Source organism: Anaerospora sp. (assembly GCF_032013335.1).
Taxonomy (GTDB): Bacteria; Bacillota; Negativicutes; order Sporomusales; family DSM-15969; genus Anaerospora.
Genome location: NZ_DALZUO010000004.1, coordinates 59,752 through 77,048 on the forward strand (window position 1 = coordinate 59,752; position 17,297 = coordinate 77,048).

Sequence of the window (17,297 nt, forward strand, 5' to 3'; positions counted from 1 at the left end):
GTCAGTGGGGACTGCTGACGGTCAGCGACAGCCGGGGCCGCCTCCTGGGCGTAACACCCACCAGCACAACTGCCGGTGAAGCCAGTCTGCTCAGCGAAGTATTACTGGGGAGTGGCCGCTCTCTGTATAGCCGGACTGGTGACTGGATGGGCTGGCTTTGCCTGCCTATGACTACCTGGGCCGTATTCCGGCTTAAAGCTAAAATTTGACTTTTTATTGACGGATTGCATATTTTACAATCTATGGGTATAATATAAGAAAAGGACTGACGTGCTCTAACACGCCAGCCCTACAGGCTGTCTAACCGGAAAACGGCTAGCCCAAAAGCTTCGTTATTAAGAAATAACCGCCATCTGAGCAGGGGCGGTTATTTCTTTTGGTTTATGACCAATACCATGAGCGTGGCAAATGCGACAGCAAATGTCAATGCTTCATAAACAGTCATCCTACCACCCCCCTCCTGGAAAGGAAGGGGCTAACCGTCCCCCGAGCAGCCTGTTAGGCTTATTATAGCATATTCTTCCAGGCTGAAAAGAGAAACTTCCCTCGTGCTTATCTATTTGTGCTTGTCTGCTGCTGCCACGCTTTTGACAAGATCGCGGTCAAGCTTGTCCATAAATGACGTAAATGCTTTAGTCATATCAACCCCGAGGCGGTCGGACAACACCAAGATCCACCAGAGGCATTCTGCCAGTTTCGCTGTAAGCTCCGGTTTTACTTCCCCGTCATGTATCCACCGGCCTTCCGCGGCCATGACCAGACGCCCGAGAGCGCCGATATCGGTGGAAAAAGCAAGCATGTCCTCTTCTGTGGTCCACGCACCGTTATGATTGCGTTCTTCGAGCTGTTGGTAAAAGCGGCGCACACGCATGGCGCGCTCGGTTGCCGCAGTGAAATCAATGGCCTTTGCTTTCGGCAGTTTTGTACTCATGGGATCTCTCCTTTATTTAATTGGGTATATTTACTCTTATTATACTTAAAGGTATAAGACAACAGTATGTCATATTCCCTTAGGTTTAATAGGTATTGCTTATTTTATACTGGCAATACCTTCGGCACGGCATTCAACGTAAACAGCGCAAAGAACCGGCTAAGGAAGTATTTCCCTAGCCGGTTCTTTGCGATTGCTTTCTCATTTGTCAGCAGATTAGACTACTGAAGATCTTGTTGTTTTATGCTCTCAATTAATTCTTCCAACTCTTCTTTATTGAACTGGTATTTTTCTGCGCAGAAATGGCAGCATAATTCAGCCTGTTCATCTTTAAGAATGTCTGTGAGCTCTTCAACCCCTAAGCTAATCAGGGCAGTCGTCACCCGTTCGCGGGAACACTGGCAGCGAAACATTAGGTCCAGCGGTTCATAGAGATTTAACTCTACTTCCATACCGGCAAAGATCTTCTGCAGTATAGCTTGTCCATCCATCCCCTGTTGAATCAGCTGAGAAATAGGCCCTAAAGCGGCAAGATTGTTCTCAATTTGCTCCAAAGCAGCGTCGTCAGCTCCCGGTAAAGCCTGTACCATCAAACCGCCGGCAGCAGCGACAGATAAATCGGGATTTACCAGCACACCAAGGCTGATGGTTGAAGGAGTCTGCTCCGATACATAGAGGTAGTTCGTCATATCTTCGGCAATTTCACCGCTAACTAATTCTGCACTGCCGGTAAAAGGCTGTTTTAAGCCGGTAAAGCGAGTAACATTAATATGTCCCGCCCCTACAGCCTGCCCAACATCTAATTTACCGTTATGCAGCGGTAAATCAGTGTGAGGCTCTTCGACATACCCTCTCACCCTGCCATCAGCCCAGGCATCGGCTACAACTGCTCCTAACGGTCCGTCTCCATCTATACGAATAGAAATACTTTCATCTGTTTTTAAATTGGCAGCTAATAACATTGCTCCTGTCATCGTTCTGCCAAGGGCTGCTGCCGCTATTGGATAGCAGTCATGCCGCTGTCTAGCTTCTTCAGTCAAATTAGTAGTTACAGCAACAAAAGCCCGCACTCCATTAGCTGTTGCCCGTAGTAAGTGATCCTGCAAAGTCCGCAGCCTCCATATCGTTATTTCCCTGGAAATAATTTACATTTAAATTTCGCGCAGTAAGTTAGCCATTTCAATGGCCGAAGTGGCAGCATCAAAGCCTTTATTGCCTGCTTTTGTTCCTGCCCTCTCGATAGCCTGCTCAATCGTTTCTGTTGTCAAAACACCAAAAATGGTTGGCACACCGGTTTCAAACCCCACGTGGGCTACACCTTTTGAGACTTCGGCACACACATAATCAAAATGTGGAGTACTGCCGCGAATAACCGTTCCTAAGCAGATCACTGCATCATATTTTTTACTCAGCGCCATTTTCTTGGCAACCATCGGTATTTCATATGCACCAGGAACCCAAGCTACTTCAATATCATCACTAACAGCACCATGACGCTCCAGCGCATCTATGGCGCCTCCAAGTAATTTTCCAGTAATAAATTCATTAAATCTGGCAACAACCACACCGAAACGCAAGCCCTGTGCTACTAATTTACCTTCATATACTTTAACCATTGTTTATGCCTCCTCATATTGTTTTAAAAAATGTCCGAGTTTTGCTTTTTTGACAGATAAGTAGCGCTGATTAAAACGGTTGGCCTTTATTTCAAGCGGAACACGCTCTGTAACAACGAGCCCGTATCCTTCCAGGCCTACTCTCTTACGGGGATTATTCGTTAACAGCCGTACCTTCGTCAAACCAAGGTCTGCCAGTATTTGGGCACCTATGCCGTAATCTCTCAAATCAGGAGCAAAACCGAGAATTTCATTTGCTTCAACAGTATCTTTTCCGGTATCCTGCAGAGCATATGCCCGCATTTTATTGGCTAGGCCGATACCGCGGCCTTCCTGACGCATATACAGCAGAACTCCTGCGCCCTCTTTTTCAATGCGCTGCATAGCAGCATCAAGCTGCTCACCGCAATCGCACCGGCATGAGCCGAAGGCATCACCGGTAAGGCATTCCGAGTGTACGCGAACAAGCACACTGTCTTGGTTGGTTATATCGCCTTTCACAAGAGCGATATGGCATTGCCCGTCCAACTCACTTTCATAGGCAAAAAGCTGAAATTCACCATAACGTGTGGGCATCCGGGTAACTGCTACCCGTTCCACATATTTTTCATGCTTCTTGCGATATTTTATAAGCTCGGCAATGGTAATCATTTTTAAATCATGCTTGCGCACAAATTCACTTAGCTGCGGCACCCGGGCCATCGTTCCGTCATCACTCATGACTTCACAAATGACTCCTGCCGGGTATAATCCGGCTAACTTGGCTAAGTCTACGGCAGCTTCAGTATGACCAGCTCTGCGTAACACTCCGCCTTCACAGTAGCGCAGCGGAAAAATGTGGCCAGGCCTGCGCAAGTCTTCGGCTTTTGAATCAGGGCAAAGTACCGTTTGAACTGTTTTAGCACGTTCAGGCGCTGAAATACCGGTTGATACATCATGAGCATCGATCGAAACAGTAAATGCGGTGCCCCGCAAGTCAGTATTGTTGGTTACCATTGCGCCGATTTCCAGTTCATCAAGGCGTTCACCAGCCAGTGGCATACAAATCAGCCCGCGTCCATGAGTAGCCATAAAGTTAATTGCCTCAGGCGTCGCCTTTTCAGCAGCCATGAGCAAATCTCCCTCGTTTTCCCGGTCTTCATCATCGACCACAACAACCATGCGGCCATTCTTGATATCCTCAATCGCTTCTTCAATTGTGCTGAATACATTTTCCATAACTCTCACTCCCTTAGCGCTTCTCTACATAAACCCATTCGAACGCAGAAACTCGGCGTTCATATTTTCTTTACCTGCCGGCGACTTCCCGGAAAGTCCCATTAAACGTTCAACATATTTGCCAATAACATCCGCTTCCAGATTCACCACTTCACCGACAGACTTCAGTCCAACCGTGGTTAAGCCTGCAGTATGAGGGATCAGCGATACAGTAAACCAATCGTTACCAAATTCAACAACAGTCAGGCTCGTACCATCAATTGCAATAGAACCTTTTTCTACAATGTAGCGCATCACCTGCGGTTCAGCAGTGATACGGACAATAACGGCAATATCATTCGTATTTTTTCCGCTAATTGTACCTACGCCGTCTATATGCCCACTGACGATATGTCCGCCAAACCGGTCACCAACGCGCAGTGTTCGTTCAAGATTTACTTTATCGCCTGTCTTCAGTCTGGACAATACTGTCCGGTCCACAGTTTCAGGCATAACATCAGCCGTAAACCAGTCATCGCCGTGAGCGACAACAGTTAAACATGTACCGTTAACCGCAATGCTGTCTCCAATTTTAACATCGCTTACGACTTTGCTTGCATTGATCGTCAAACGAACAGAACGGCTGGTGCGCACCATATTTTTTACCTTACCCAATTCTTCCACAAGTCCGGTAAACATCGCGCCCCTCCCTATTACTAAAATGTCCCATGAGTAAGAAATCAGCTCCAACTTGCTGCCAAGCCTGATCTTCTATGAGGATGGCTGCTTCCATTGTGGAAACGCCCTGTCCGCCAACCGGATTAGGAGCGCTGCTGCCACCCACTATTTTAGGTGCAACAAACCAATACAATTTATCTCCAAGCTTTGCATCGATAATTGCCCCATGAATCGCACTGCCGCCTTCGACTAAAATACTGGTTATCATACGGCTGCCCAGCAGTTTACACAATGCTGGCAGCGATACCCGCTGGGCGCATTCCGGTACAATAAGCACTTCGGCTCCAGCCTTGCGCAGAGCTTCCATTCGCTCAGCCGGTGCCCGAGACGTTACAGCAATAATCGTTTTCGCTTGTCCATCTGTGACAACTTTCGCTGCCAGCGGGGTGCGTGCCTCGCTATCCAGGATAATCCTGACCGGGTTTCGGCCTCCTTCAGGCAAGCGTGTTGTAAGCTCAGGATCATCGGCTAATACCGTCCCGATTCCTACCATGATTGCATCATATTGGTTGCGCAGCGAATGGACGAACAATCTGGCCTCAGGCCCGGTTATCCACCGCGAATGACCGCTGTGGGTAGCAATCTTTCCATCTAAAGTCATGGCTGCTTTTACCGCAATAAAAGGCAGTCCGGTTGTAATCCATTTAATGAAGCTCTCGTTCAGCTGCGCTGCCTGCAAAGCCATTACACCTTCAACCACTTCAATCCCCGCTTTGCGAAGCAGCTCCAGCCCAGCTCCTGCCACAAGCGGGTTGGGATCGGTCATGGCGACAACAACTTTTTTAATCCCGGCTCTGATTAATGCTTCTGTACAAGGACCCGTCCGGCCTGTATGCGAACATGGTTCTAATGTTACATAAATTGTGGAGCCTGCTGCTAACGGACCGGCTTCATTAAGTGCATGTATTTCTGCATGAGCAGTACCAACTTTTTGGTGCCATCCTCTGCCAACAATTTGCCCATCCCGTACAATTACAGCGCCTACCAGCGGATTAGGGCTGGTTCGACCAATTGCACGCTGAGCAAGCTGCAGTGCTTCTCTCATGTAGCGTTCGTCATCCAAGATGATTACCTTCCTTCTCAAAATAGAAAAAGGCTGTGCAAAGCGAAAATGCTTTGTAACAGCCTTTGTGCAATCAATCTAAAATATGCATGCCAACACCAAAAAATTAACGGACTTATCTCCGCTGTGGAATGCCTTTTCTCATCCAGACTATACTGTCGGTCCCGGAGTTACACCGAGTCAGCCATACGGCTTGCGGACTTTACCGCCGGTCAGGAATTAAAAGATTGCTCTTTTTCACCTTGCCCCAAAGGCTATAATTTATTTGTCTTTGTTATATGTTACCATTGTTAAATGATGATTGCAAGTAATTTTAACTGCGTCCTCTTAATTCTTGAATGGCCTTGGCCACATCCGGTGCGCCATAAACTGCCGATCCGGCAACAAGAACATTCGCACCTGCTTCAACAACCGCTTGAGCTGTTGTTTTATTAATACCGCCATCTACCTCTATATCCACTTTCAGATTACGGCTTTCAATCATCTGGCGAAGACGCTTGATTTTGTTTACCGATTCTGGAATGAACTGCTGACCGCCAAAGCCAGGGTTAACACTCATAATTAAGACCATATCGAGATCGCTTAAGACCTCTTCTATTGCCGTTAACGATGTAGCAGGATTCAGTGATACCGCCGCTTGCACGCCTGAAGCCTTGATGGTTTGGATAAGGCGATGCATGTGTGGTGCAGTTTCAGCGTGTACTGTCAGGATGTCAGCACCGGCCTTCACAAAAGGTTCGATCAATTCCTGTGGGTTAGTTACCATCAGATGTACATCAAACGGCAGCTTGGTGACCTGGCGAAGCGCTGCAATCACCGGCGGACCGAATGTAAGGTTCGGCACAAAGTGTCCATCCATAATATCAAGATGCAAAAGATCTGCACCAGCAGCCTCTACTTTTTTTATTTCATCAGCCAAATAGGCAAAGTTCGCCGACAAAAGCGACGGTGCAATTTTAATCACAACACTAATATCCTTTCTTATTCGCCCGCAACTCTTCCAGTACGCTTTTATAGGAGTTATAGCGAGTTTGGGCAATTTTTTCTTCAAGTACAGCTTGTTTTACCGCACATTGCGGCTCCCTGTCATGCAGGCAGGTACTAAACTTACATTCCGGAGCCAATGCCGCCATTTCCGGGAAGCAGTACGTAAGATGAATAAGCTCAATATCCGTAAATTCAGTAGCACTAAAGCCGGGAGTATCAACGACAAAGCCCCCGCCCGACAAAGGCAGCAGTTCAGCAAAGCGCGTAGTATGCTTTCCTCTGCCGATTTTGGCGCTAACTTCCCCTGTTACTAATTGGAGTCCGCTTTCAATAGCATTCAGCAGACTTGACTTACCGGCTCCGGAAGGGCCGGCAAAGGCTGTAATCTTACCATATAAGGCACTGCGCAACTGCTCCATCCCTATTCCGCTTTTAGCAGATGTAAATAGTACCGGATAGCCAATTTGCCGGTATAAGTCTACCATTAAGTCCAGCTCTTCATTATTGGCTAAATCAATTTTATTAATGCAGATAATGATATCCAGCTGAGCATCCTCAGCCAGTATCAGTAATTTATCAACTAACGTCGTACTTATATCCGGATTGGCCGCCGCAAAAGTCAATACCACTTGGTCAACATTTGCTACAGCCGGGCGCTTCAGCATTCCACGACGCGGTAATATTTCCTCAATAATACCGCTGTCATGACCTACTAACGCATAATTGACCTCATCACCAACCAAGAGGCTAAATCGTCCTTTCTTAAAACGGCCCCGTAATTTACAGCTTATTACCTTATCTTTATCCTGCACATAGTAATAACTGTTATATGTCTTAACCACGATTCCATTTAGCATGGAAGCCTCCTATCAAATTGTCTGTTCCTGAAGTAATACTCCATTAATATAAACTTGAACACGAACGGTTCCTGTACCTTCTACAGTTTTTTCAACCTTGTCACCAGGTTTATGATTATTATCATAAACCACTCTGCGCCCATTCGTATCAGTTACAACAATTTGTACCGGCTGGCGTTGCGGTCCATCTGGGACAGTCACTTGAACGACAGCGCGCTTCAATGCTCCAGACGTACCTTTTGCAACAGTAAAATCAATTGTAGCCCCTTCGGATACTTCTGTAAAAGGCTGAGGATTTTGATCGATGATCGTTCCTGCAGGATACTTATCGCTAGCCGCTTCTGTTACCTTCCCCTGTTTCAGCTTGAGGCTGTCTAACTGACTTCCGACCGTACTCAGCGGAGATCCCCGGAAGTCCGGCAAAGCTAATTTTTTAGGCTCTGGCCCTTTGCTGATCACAATATCAATCGTCGTCGCTTTTACCACCTGCGCCGGTGGACGGGGATTCTGATTGATTACCGTATCAGCTACCGTATTAGCCGCGAATTGTTCATCAATCCGCCCTATTGTTAAGCCGGCGTTTTTAATCTGCAGTTCCGCATCACGGCGGCTAAGGCCCCGTACATCCGGCACTACCGTTATTTCTCCGCCTTTACTAACAATAAGATTAATTGTTCGCTGTTCTTTTACAGTTGATCCTGCTTCCGGATTTTGTGAAATGACCTGTCCAACAGGTATTTTATCATGAAAGGTTTCTACTACCGATACGCGTAAATTTTTATCAGCTAACACATTGCGAGCCGATTCAACTTGTTTGCCGACTACACTGGGCACAATCACTTCATTCAGGCTCCAGAACTTCCCATACGCCAGAAAGGCCCCTGTAACAAATGCCACGATCAATAACCCCGTCAAGGCCCAGACCCAGGTTTTAGAGCGTGTTTTTACCGCTGCAGGCTGCGGGGATTTTTCTACTCCCTCACCGGCAGGCGGGGTGATCCTCGGTAATACCTGTGTTGGATAATCTTCACGGGATAAGCGGCGTGTATGATCATCGCGCAAGTAGTTTTGCGATAAGCGCAGATCGGTAATCATTTCACTGATATCCTCAAAACGCTGGTCCGGCTCTTTTGCCATTGCCTTCAATACAATAGCCTCGACAAGCGGTGGCACCTCAGGATTACTTTCCCTTAGGGGGCGAGGCTCTTCTTGCAAGTGCTTCAGCGCAATACTAATAGGAGTTTCTCCATTAAAAGGCACTGTACCAGTAAGCATTTCATACATTACCACACCAAGGGAATAAATGTCCGACTTAGCGCCTACGGCAGCACCTTTCGCTTGTTCCGGAGAGAAATAATGGACTGAACCAATAATAGTCCCTGTATGAGTCATAGTAGCCGATGTTACTGCCCTGGCAATACCAAAATCAGTTACTTTTATACGTCCTGACTTAGTAGTAAGGATATTATGAGGCTTGATGTCGCAATGCACCAACCCATTCTGATGTGCATGCTCAAGCGCTTCTGCTATCTCTAAGGCAATTCGAACAGATGACTCTATCGGCAGTTGTCCCGCTCTCTCTATTCTTTCTTTGAGCGTTTCGCCTGAGATATACTCCATTACTATGTAATAAATATCTTCATCACAACCAACGTCATAAATATTAACAATATTCGGATGTGATAAACGGGCGGCAGCTTGCGCTTCGCGGCGAAAACGGGTAACAAATTCGTCGTCACTGGTAAATTGCGATCGTAATACTTTAACAGCAACAGAACGATCAAGCAACTTATCATGTGCGCGATAGACATCAGCCATTCCGCCTCCACCAATTCTCTCTAAAATTGTGTACCGGTTATCCAATGTCCGATTGATGAGCATACTATCACCCCCTTAACGTAATGCTTGGGATATTACCTGACGAGCCACGGGAGCGGCTATGCCTCCCCCGGAACCACCATTTTCTACAACAACCGCAATAGCCACTTCAGGATTAGAGGCCGGAGCAAAACCGATAAACCATGCATGCGGAGCTCCATGCGGATTTTCTGCCGTTCCTGTCTTTCCGGCTACACTAACGCCGGAAATTGCTGCGGCACTGCCTGTTCCTTCTTCCACTACAGCAACCATCATTTTACTAACTTGCGCCGCTAGCGCCCCGGAAACGGGAGATAACCATGATGCAGGAGAAAACTCTTCCATCGTTGTGCCATCCTTAGCAAGAACTTTTTGAACAATATAAGGTTGCATGGTTGTTCCCCCATTGGCAAAGGTTGCTGCAAGCATTGCCATTTTGATAGGTGTCACCAATAAGCTTCCTTGTCCAATTCCTGTCTGTGCCAAATCACCATCACCTAGACGATTAAAATCAGGTAAAACAACAGGTTGTTCATTTAAGTCAGGCATTGCAATTTTATTAAAACCGTAACGAGTATATGTCTTGGCCATATTATTGCGTCCTAAATCTAATGCCAATTGGCCAAACGTAACATTACACGATACGACTAGGGCCTGTTCTAAGTCTATCTTGCCATGAGCCTGATTATTCGCTTCATGAAGTACATAATCACTACCGATTTTCAGGAGCCCTTCACAGCGATATGTTTTTGTATTCGTAGTAATTTTTTCTTGCAGTGAGGCTTCTGCCATCAGGACCTTGATAATGGACCCCGGCGGATACAAACCTTGCACCGCTCTATTCAGTAAAGGACTGCTGACCGCACTGGAGAGTGTTCCCCATTCCGTGTCGACTGTTCCTGGATCAAAGCTGGGTTTGCTAACCATCGCCAGGATTGCTCCGGTCTTGGGGTTTAGAACCACCACAGCACCACGCCGCGAGCCAAGTGCTTTATAGGCTGCTTTTTGTAATTCACTGTCGATTGTCAGAACAACATTTGCTCCTTTTTTTGAAGGCCATAGCTGTCCAATTGCTCCCAGACGGCGTTCGGGATTAGCTAAGCCCGACAAATAGCGATTATAGGTTCCCTCCAGCCCAGCTAAACCGTAGGTTGCGCTAGTATATCCGGTAATGTTAGCAGCTATTGCTCCAAGCGGATATTCGCGCCGGTAAATACCATTCTCATCCTGTTCACTGTAGGCTAGCTTCTCTCCATTGCGGTCAATAAGCTGCCCCCGCTCTATTTGGCGTAATAATTCTGCTGACCGGCGGTTTAACGGATGAGACGCTAATGTGTCACTGGCAATGATCTGGATATACGAAATATAAACAAGCAGAACAGCCATCATTACTAAGAAAAAAGCAGCTGTCTTGCGAAGTGCTGTCGAAATATCTTTATGCATCATAAGCTCCTGGTTCAGAGGCGGCAAATAAAATTCCTAATAAAATAAAATTAGAAATCAGCGAACTGCCTCCATAGCTGATAAACGGCAGAGTAACTCCTGTAAGCGGCAAAAATTTAGTAACACCGCCAATAATAAGCAAAGTTTGTAACCCCAAAAATATTGCTAATCCACCAACAGTAAGTTGTTGGAAGGCACTTTGTGCGCATATGGCAATCCGGAATGCCCGGTACAATAAGAGCATATAGGTTAATAATACTGCTGCCGCTCCTAAGAAGCCCAGTTCTTCACCGATAGCAGCAAAAACAAAGTCAGTATGCACCTCTGGTATAAACCCGGGGAATCCATAAGTTAACCCACTGCCAAGTACGCCTCCTGAGCCCATAGCGAATAAGGATTGTACAATTTGATAAGCCTTTCCACTGGGATCAGACCAGGGATTCAGCCAGATATCCACTCGTACTTTTACGTGGGGAAACAGAAAATAACAAACAGATGCTCCGGCAATAAACAGCAGCATCCCTTGTAATACATAGCGAATACGGCCGCTTGCCAGGTATATCATTGCTAAGGTTGTCCCAAAGTACAGGAGTGCCGAGCCCAAGTCTCGTTGTAAGACCAGCATTACCATAGTAATGCCCCATATAGCGAAAAGTGGTGCAGTAAACCGAAGGTGAGGAAACATAAATAATCCATATTTGCGCGTAGCATAGGTCAGCACTTCGCGACGCTCAGTTAAATAAGCAGCTAAAAATAGGATAATAAAGAGCTTAGCAAACTCTGCAGGCTGAAAGCGTACCGGACCTAAAATGATCCAGTTCTTATTGCCGCCAATTTCAACTCCGAATATTGCTGCTGCCAACAACAAACCAACGCCTAAAACTCCTGCTAGATACTTATAGTCTGCCAGCTTCTCCAGCTTCCGGCAAAAGTGTACGGTTGCCATAAATGCAATTAACCCCAGCAGGTTCCAGGTTAGTTGTGTAAAAAACAAATTCGGTTTAAGCCGCAATATCATGATTAGGCCGATAGCAGATAACAAAAGAGCCAACGGCACTAAAAGTACATCACCTTGCATCGTGCGGCGAATGTTGTAATGTACGGCAAACCACAAGACAATTAAGACACCTACGGCAGCTAGAAGCCAATAGTCAATTTGTGCTTTTGCCAAATTAACAACTAAAATTCCATTGATTAAAATGAGACTGCATAAAAGCAGCAAGAAACGCTCTTGTTGGACAATACTCTTTTTTGTGTTATCCATCATCATTTTTACTATAAGGCAATTAAAATTGCCGTTATATTATCACTTCCACCAGCATGATTCGCTTTTTCAATCAGTCCGTCCAGAATAAGCTGCCCGTCCTGTTCGCTGCTTAATAATGCCTGCGCCAATTCATCTTCACCTACCATATTGGTAAGTCCATCTGTACAAAGCAGCACTTTACCACCTGCCGCATATTGATATGCACCTGTTTCTACCCGTAAATGCTCACTTGTACCGACCGCCCTGGTAAGAAGATTCCGCTGCGGATGCGTAAGTGCTTCGTCTTTGGAGATCGTACCTGCTTTAATCAGCTCCCATACTAAGGAGTGATCACTGCTTAGCTGTTCTAACTTGTCATGATATCCATAATAAAGGCGGCTATCACCAACATGGCCCCAAAAAACAGTAGTTTCATCAAGAATCGCCGCTGTAACAGTTGTTCCCATGCCTGCATATTCTGCGTGAGTCTGTGATTTTTCAAAAATCTCCTGATTAGCCTGCAAAATAGCCTGTTCCAATAGTTGCCTTGGATGAACGTCACCTAAGTTACGCAGCACATACTCCTTTATTGTAGATGCAGCGATACTGCTGGCTACCTCTCCTGCAACATGACCTCCCATTCCATCAGCAACAACGAATAAATGAGGCGGTTCAAAAGCAAAACTATCTTCATTTGCTTTACGAACCATACCAATATCTGATTTCACATAGGCGAGCATCATGATCACCTCTCAAATTTGAAACTTGCCGGCCCGACCCTAATAATATCGCCCGGCTGTAACACTACATCTTCTGCAATTTTACCATTGTTTAAGTAAGTACCGTTGGTACTATGCAAATCAGTCAAGACAAAATCCTGCTTAACAGCGGTAATACATGCATGCTCAGCTGAAACAAAGGAATCATCAACAATAATATCGTTATGATCACTGCGTCCGATTGCAATTGACTCATCAATACTATACTGTGTTGCACTCAGTGGGCTTTTGCCTGTCGCTACAACAGTCAGCCTTGCTATCGCAGGAGTATCATCACTGGCCTTGCTATGACAAGGTGCATTAAATTCCGCATAAGCCAATTTTAGAACTCTAAACAAAAAAAAGTACACGAATAGCAACAAGCTATACTGTAGTAAGATGCTAGTAATTGTAAGGAGTGTTGCAGTTCCAGTCAATTTATTTCACCTCGTACAGAAGAACCGTACTACCTAATTTAATCCTGTCTTTATTTTTAAGACGCTTACGTGTGACCCGGTGGTCATTGACATATGTTCCGTTTAAGCTCTTAGCATCATAGAGCACATGAGCGCCCTCTTCGTATATTACGTATGCATGAAGCCGCGAAGTATTCATATCGCTTAATGGCATTTCATTGCTCTCTCTGCGGCCAATGTTAATCCGGTTTACGGCAGCCTCTACTCTTTGCCCCGTATCCAGACCTTCCACTACTGTCAACCTGCCATTCAATCGAACAGCTGGCTTAAATATGGGCACATCCAGCTTATCAAAAACACGGGTATGAGAAATCTCGTCCTGCTCGACATCCTTAGAATCAGGTAATGGCTGCTCGATAAAACTACTGGCAATGCGCAGCTTTCCCAGTTTTAGTGATTCATCAGAATCGAGTTTCACTTCTAATAAGCCCATGATCGTATATTGATAATGATCGGCCTGCTGCTGCAAATAGCCTGTCAGTTCTTTTTCGATATTCTGCTGATAGGTCTGCAGCCGGTTAAAATCTTCACTTCCGAGATAAACAACATAACGATTGGGCACATAAACATGGGACACACCCACGGAGCGTTCATTTTCCATATATTTGACCAGACTCTTGGCCAATTCAACCGGTTGTATGCCGCTGCCAAAGGTTTTGTCAAAAAAACCTTCAATATGCTTTTGGAAAAAGCTTTCTATATTGCGAAATAATTTCAAGTATAATCAACCCCGTATCGGTAGTTATCATCATTATAAGCTAAATTTCCAACAGAGTCAAAATAAGGCAACCGGCAAGGCATTAAGTACCTTTTCAGCTCTAATCCAGTGAATACAGGCGGTCTATTTTCCGCACCCCTTTGTTGTCGTCAGTCAGCATACAATCGGTATGCCTCTTTCCTCCGCCTCGGTTTACAAAAAATAGCCTCACCACAATCCTACTGTTTTAGAGCTGACAAGATACTATAGCCTTGCCGGTTCATTTTTCTCTAGCACTTGCTGGCGTAATTGCCCACAGGCAGCCTGTATATCAGCTCCCATTTCGCGCCTGACAGTTACATTAATGCCCATACTTAATAATGCTTTTTCAAAGCTGTTTACCCTCTCTTTTGCAGGGCGCAGCAAGCCCCGCTCAGGCACAGCATTGACAGGAATAAGATTTACGTTAGCCAACTTCCCTTTTAACAGCATCCCTAATTGTCTAGCCTGCTCTACGCTGTCATTGACTCTGTCAATCAACGTATATTCGTAAGTAACTCTGCGTCCGCTGTGTGAAGCATAACGATCAGCAGCACGCATAACCTCATCCAAAGAATATTTGTTATTGATCGGCATTAGCTTAGAACGCAAAGTGTTATCAGGGGCATGCAGGGAAATGGCCAGCGTAAGCGGCAAGTCTTCCTTGCACAAACGATCAATTCCAGGGACGATTCCTGACGTAGACAGCGTAAAATTACGATAGCTTAAATTTAAGATATATTTTTCATGACACAGTCTGATAAAGCGAAGTACGTTATCATAGTTCAAAAGCGGCTCACCCGCTCCCATCAGGACAATCGAATTCACTTTCTGCCCCTGTTGTGCTAATTGATGTTGAATATAGAGCACCTGTGCCAGGATTTCACCACCCGTCAAATCACGAACAATCCCGCCAAGCGTAGAAGCACAAAACAAGCACCCCATCGCACAACCAACCTGAGTAGAAACACAAATGCTATTGCCATAGGCTTGTCGCATGAGTACCGTTTCAACTGCTGCACCATCGGCAAAAGCTAATAAATACTTCGTAGTTTTCCCATCAGCCGACTCTTGCTGACCTTGCACGGTAACTCCGGTACTGTTAAAATGTGCAGCTAACTGCTGCCTGTGTTGGAGCGGCAAATTAGTCATTGTGGAAAAGTCTGCAACACCACGCTGATACATCCATTCGGCAATTTGACGCGCTCTATACGATTCTATTCCATACTCAGCAATCGCTACAGCAATTTCCGGAATAAACAAGCCATATAAATCCCTTTTCATCATCATTTAAGCCTTCGCATCCGGGCAATAAAGAATCCGTCAACTCCATCAACATGCGGCCAAAGCTGAAGTGTAACAGCATCACGTTGAACTGGCAAATGAGAGCCCACCGGCTCAAGAGTGTACTCAGAATGGCTGCGCAAAAAAGCCTCAACTACCTGTTCATTCTCTTGCGGCTCGGTAGTACAAGTGCTATATACGAGTACACCGCCAGTTTTTACACACTCTGCTGCGCTTTCCAGAATAGCCAGCTGCAGTACCGGCAGGTCACGCAGCATCGCCTGATTTTTACGCCATCTTGAATCAGGCTTACGCCGCAGCACTCCAAGGCCCGAGCAGGGAGCATCCACCAGGACACGGTCAGCCTGACCGGCATAACGCAGGTGCAATGTAGTAGCATCAAGTGCCTGTGTCTCTAATATCGTAATCCCCAGCCGTTTCGCATTTTCTTCGGTCAGCTTAAGTTTATGGTCATGCAAATCAGTTGATAGCAGCCGGCCTTTATTATTCATCAGAGCGGCAATGTGTGTGCTTTTCCCTCCGGGAGCGCCGCAGGCATCAATAATAAATTCACCCGGCTGAGGAGCAAGAACGTGGCTTACCAGCATGGAGCTTTCATCCTGAACCTGAATCAAGCCTTCCTGAAGCGAAGGAAGATTATTAAGTGCAGGGTGTTCAAGACAGACAATGCCTTCCGGTGTCCAGACAGATGCCTCACAGCTAGCGCCTTCAATCTGTAATCGCTTGAGCAGATTTTCGCGATTAATCTTTAGCGTGTTGGTGCGCAAGCAGAGCGGAGGCGTTTCATTATTGATTTTAAGTAACTTTTCACATTCATCAAAGCCCCAGCAGCTTAGCCATAACGTCACAAGCCACTCGGGATGAAAATACTTTAAAGACAAATAACGTACAGGCTCGGACTTAGGATCGGGATATGCCGCTTTTTCCGGACTCCGGGCCGCATTTCTCAGCACCGCATTTACAAATTTAACCGTACCGGCATGTCCATATTTTTTAGCTAAATTAACAGCCTCATTGCAAGCTGCCGAGGGGGGGACTTTTGTCAGAAAAAACAACTGATAAATACCCATACGAAGGATATTGCGGATTACAGGAACAACTTTACTCATTGGGCGGTTACTATAATGGGAAAGCAGCCAGTCCAGCGTCTCCCCTGCCTTAGTAGTGCCATAAACCAATTCGGTAGTAAAGCGGCGATCCTGATCCGTTAATCGATGTCGATTAATCTCGCGCGATAGGGCAATATTGGCATATGCACCATTACCCTCGATATCATTAATAATTTTAAGAGCTAACTCTCTTGCCTCCACGTTATTCCTCACAATCCAAAAAGTTATGTAGTGCTGCTTCTACTTGAGCTAAATCTACTCGTGTATTGCAGCAAGGGCCAAAAGGACGTTCATTTAGTATTCCAATGACCGGTAAGGGAAAAGCATCTTGTATGCCGCTGGTCAAGTCTCTTTCGCAAGCGATCGCCAAAACGGCTTTGGGACGAATTGTTTTAATAATCTTACGAGCCAGCGTACCACCGGTTGCCACGGCAAAGTGAACTCCGTAGCGGCGGGATATTTCTAATAATTCACCAACCTGGCAAGCTCCGCAGGAACGGCAATTATTCACATCGCGGGTAATTTTATAAGGACAGGCCTCTTGTTGAATACAATGGGGAGTGAGAATCAACAGCCGGTCAGGTGATACTTTAATACATTTTTGTCTCACTAAATGATTACTAACCTCAATGAACGAATGCTCTACCCGTTCTTTATCAATATCCAGCAGCTTGCCAAGCCTCATCGCTATTGGATAGAGCATATTAATAGTAGACCATGCAGTGCGATGGAAAAAACTTGGAGTAGAAAATCCCAGGATCGCCAGCACTATGCCACCTAAGCCAAAAGCGATTGATAAAATGACACCTACTAAAAATATTCCTAGTAGATAAGGCAAATACAAACTAATAGTAGCCAGGCCCGGTGAACTTACCTTCCACAAGCCATAGGTTGATAAAGCGGTTAAACAAAGACTTACTAAGATGAGCGCTAAAAAAACGCGTTTTTTAGGACGAGATACTGCTCCAATCATGCTTC

17 protein-coding genes and 1 riboswitch are annotated in these 17,297 nt (G+C 45.8%); all 17 genes read right to left on the bottom strand.

The window, feature by feature from the left end:
* Positions 1 to 556: 556 nt before the first annotated feature.
* A complete protein-coding gene (locus RTR76_RS05125; protein ID WP_312517423.1) occupies positions 557 to 931 on the bottom strand; it encodes a hypothetical protein in 375 nt (124 codons plus the stop codon).
* A gap of 221 nt (positions 932 to 1,152) precedes the next feature.
* On the bottom strand, positions 1,153 to 2,037 hold the full coding sequence (gene hslO / locus RTR76_RS05130) for an Hsp33 family molecular chaperone HslO (protein ID WP_312517425.1): 885 nt from the start codon (positions 2,035 to 2,037) through the stop codon (positions 1,153 to 1,155).
* A 45-nt stretch (positions 2,038 to 2,082) separates the two neighbouring features.
* Positions 2,083 to 2,547: a 6,7-dimethyl-8-ribityllumazine synthase gene (ribE, locus tag RTR76_RS05135; protein WP_312517428.1), complete on the bottom strand. Its 465-nt coding sequence runs from the start codon at positions 2,545 to 2,547 to the stop codon at positions 2,083 to 2,085.
* Positions 2,548 to 2,550: 3 nt separating this feature from the next.
* A complete protein-coding gene (locus RTR76_RS05140; RefSeq protein ID WP_312517431.1) occupies positions 2,551 to 3,765 on the bottom strand; it encodes a bifunctional 3,4-dihydroxy-2-butanone-4-phosphate synthase/GTP cyclohydrolase II in 1,215 nt (404 codons plus the stop codon).
* A 24-nt stretch (positions 3,766 to 3,789) separates the two neighbouring features.
* Positions 3,790 to 4,443, bottom strand: a complete 654-nt coding sequence (locus RTR76_RS05145; RefSeq protein ID WP_312517434.1) for a riboflavin synthase — start codon at positions 4,441 to 4,443, stop codon at positions 3,790 to 3,792.
* The gene (gene ribD / locus RTR76_RS05150; RefSeq protein WP_312517816.1) at positions 4,412 to 5,527 is read right to left on the bottom strand and encodes a bifunctional diaminohydroxyphosphoribosylaminopyrimidine deaminase/5-amino-6-(5-phosphoribosylamino)uracil reductase RibD; all 1,116 of its coding nucleotides are present in this window, start codon (positions 5,525 to 5,527) and stop codon (positions 4,412 to 4,414) included. Before ribD ends, RTR76_RS05145 begins: the two co-directional genes overlap by 32 nt.
* A gap of 147 nt (positions 5,528 to 5,674) precedes the next feature.
* A riboswitch (FMN riboswitch) is annotated at positions 5,675 to 5,804 on the bottom strand.
* 54 nt (positions 5,805 to 5,858) lie between these two features.
* Complete coding sequence (gene rpe, locus RTR76_RS05155) at positions 5,859 to 6,509, bottom strand: ribulose-phosphate 3-epimerase (protein ID WP_312517437.1); 651 nt, start codon at positions 6,507 to 6,509, stop codon at positions 5,859 to 5,861.
* Positions 6,510 to 6,513: 4 nt separating this feature from the next.
* Positions 6,514 to 7,389: a ribosome small subunit-dependent GTPase A gene (gene rsgA / locus RTR76_RS05160; protein WP_312517440.1), complete on the bottom strand. Its 876-nt coding sequence runs from the start codon at positions 7,387 to 7,389 to the stop codon at positions 6,514 to 6,516.
* Between the two features lie 12 nt (positions 7,390 to 7,401).
* Positions 7,402 to 9,270: a Stk1 family PASTA domain-containing Ser/Thr kinase gene (gene pknB, locus RTR76_RS05165; RefSeq protein WP_312517442.1), complete on the bottom strand. Its 1,869-nt coding sequence runs from the start codon at positions 9,268 to 9,270 to the stop codon at positions 7,402 to 7,404.
* A gap of 12 nt (positions 9,271 to 9,282) precedes the next feature.
* The gene (locus RTR76_RS05170) at positions 9,283 to 10,692 is read right to left on the bottom strand and encodes a penicillin-binding transpeptidase domain-containing protein (RefSeq protein ID WP_312517444.1); all 1,410 of its coding nucleotides are present in this window, start codon (positions 10,690 to 10,692) and stop codon (positions 9,283 to 9,285) included.
* Positions 10,682 to 11,911, bottom strand: coding sequence for an FtsW/RodA/SpoVE family cell cycle protein (locus RTR76_RS05175; RefSeq protein WP_312517446.1), 1,230 nt, complete (start codon positions 11,909 to 11,911; stop codon positions 10,682 to 10,684). Before RTR76_RS05175 ends, RTR76_RS05170 begins: the two co-directional genes overlap by 11 nt.
* 53 nt (positions 11,912 to 11,964) lie before the next feature.
* On the bottom strand, positions 11,965 to 12,678 hold the full coding sequence (locus tag RTR76_RS05180) for a Stp1/IreP family PP2C-type Ser/Thr phosphatase (protein WP_312517448.1): 714 nt from the start codon (positions 12,676 to 12,678) through the stop codon (positions 11,965 to 11,967).
* A 2-nt stretch (positions 12,679 to 12,680) separates the two neighbouring features.
* On the bottom strand, positions 12,681 to 13,034 hold the full coding sequence (locus tag RTR76_RS05185) for an FHA domain-containing protein (RefSeq protein ID WP_312517451.1): 354 nt from the start codon (positions 13,032 to 13,034) through the stop codon (positions 12,681 to 12,683).
* 97 nt (positions 13,035 to 13,131) lie between these two features.
* On the bottom strand, positions 13,132 to 13,887 hold the full coding sequence (locus RTR76_RS05190) for a DUF3662 and FHA domain-containing protein (protein ID WP_312517453.1): 756 nt from the start codon (positions 13,885 to 13,887) through the stop codon (positions 13,132 to 13,134).
* Positions 13,888 to 14,130: 243 nt separating this feature from the next.
* Positions 14,131 to 15,189, bottom strand: coding sequence for a 23S rRNA (adenine(2503)-C(2))-methyltransferase RlmN (gene rlmN / locus RTR76_RS05195; protein WP_312517818.1), 1,059 nt, complete (start codon positions 15,187 to 15,189; stop codon positions 14,131 to 14,133).
* Between the two features lie 2 nt (positions 15,190 to 15,191).
* A complete protein-coding gene (gene rsmB, locus RTR76_RS05200) occupies positions 15,192 to 16,520 on the bottom strand; it encodes a 16S rRNA (cytosine(967)-C(5))-methyltransferase RsmB (RefSeq protein WP_312517455.1) in 1,329 nt (442 codons plus the stop codon).
* Position 16,521: 1 nt separating this feature from the next.
* Positions 16,522 to 17,292, bottom strand: a complete 771-nt coding sequence (locus RTR76_RS05205) for a DUF116 domain-containing protein (RefSeq protein WP_312517457.1) — start codon at positions 17,290 to 17,292, stop codon at positions 16,522 to 16,524.
* Positions 17,293 to 17,297 lie beyond the last annotated feature (5 nt).

Excerpts from the sequence above, each read along its gene's own strand:
- RTR76_RS05180 (WP_312517448.1), bottom strand. The coding sequence starts at position 12,678 with ATGATGCTCGCCTATGTGAAATCAGATATTGGTATGGTTCGTAAAGCA.
- ribD (WP_312517816.1), bottom strand. The coding sequence starts at position 5,527 with ATGAGAGAAGCACTGCAGCTTGCTCAGCGTGCAATTGGTCGAACCAGC.
- RTR76_RS05145 (WP_312517434.1), bottom strand. The coding sequence starts at position 4,443 with ATGTTTACCGGACTTGTGGAAGAATTGGGTAAGGTAAAAAATATGGTG.
- rsgA (WP_312517440.1), bottom strand. The coding sequence starts at position 7,389 with ATGCTAAATGGAATCGTGGTTAAGACATATAACAGTTATTACTATGTG.
- pknB (WP_312517442.1), bottom strand. The coding sequence starts at position 9,270 with ATGCTCATCAATCGGACATTGGATAACCGGTACACAATTTTAGAGAGA.
- ribE (WP_312517428.1), bottom strand. The coding sequence starts at position 2,547 with ATGGTTAAAGTATATGAAGGTAAATTAGTAGCACAGGGCTTGCGTTTC.
- RTR76_RS05125 (WP_312517423.1), bottom strand. The coding sequence starts at position 931 with ATGAGTACAAAACTGCCGAAAGCAAAGGCCATTGATTTCACTGCGGCA.
- RTR76_RS05205 (WP_312517457.1), bottom strand. The coding sequence starts at position 17,292 with ATGATTGGAGCAGTATCTCGTCCTAAAAAACGCGTTTTTTTAGCGCTC.
- RTR76_RS05140 (WP_312517431.1), bottom strand. The coding sequence starts at position 3,765 with ATGGAAAATGTATTCAGCACAATTGAAGAAGCGATTGAGGATATCAAG.
- RTR76_RS05170 (WP_312517444.1), bottom strand. The coding sequence starts at position 10,692 with ATGATGCATAAAGATATTTCGACAGCACTTCGCAAGACAGCTGCTTTT.
- rlmN (WP_312517818.1), bottom strand. The coding sequence starts at position 15,189 with ATGAAAAGGGATTTATATGGCTTGTTTATTCCGGAAATTGCTGTAGCG.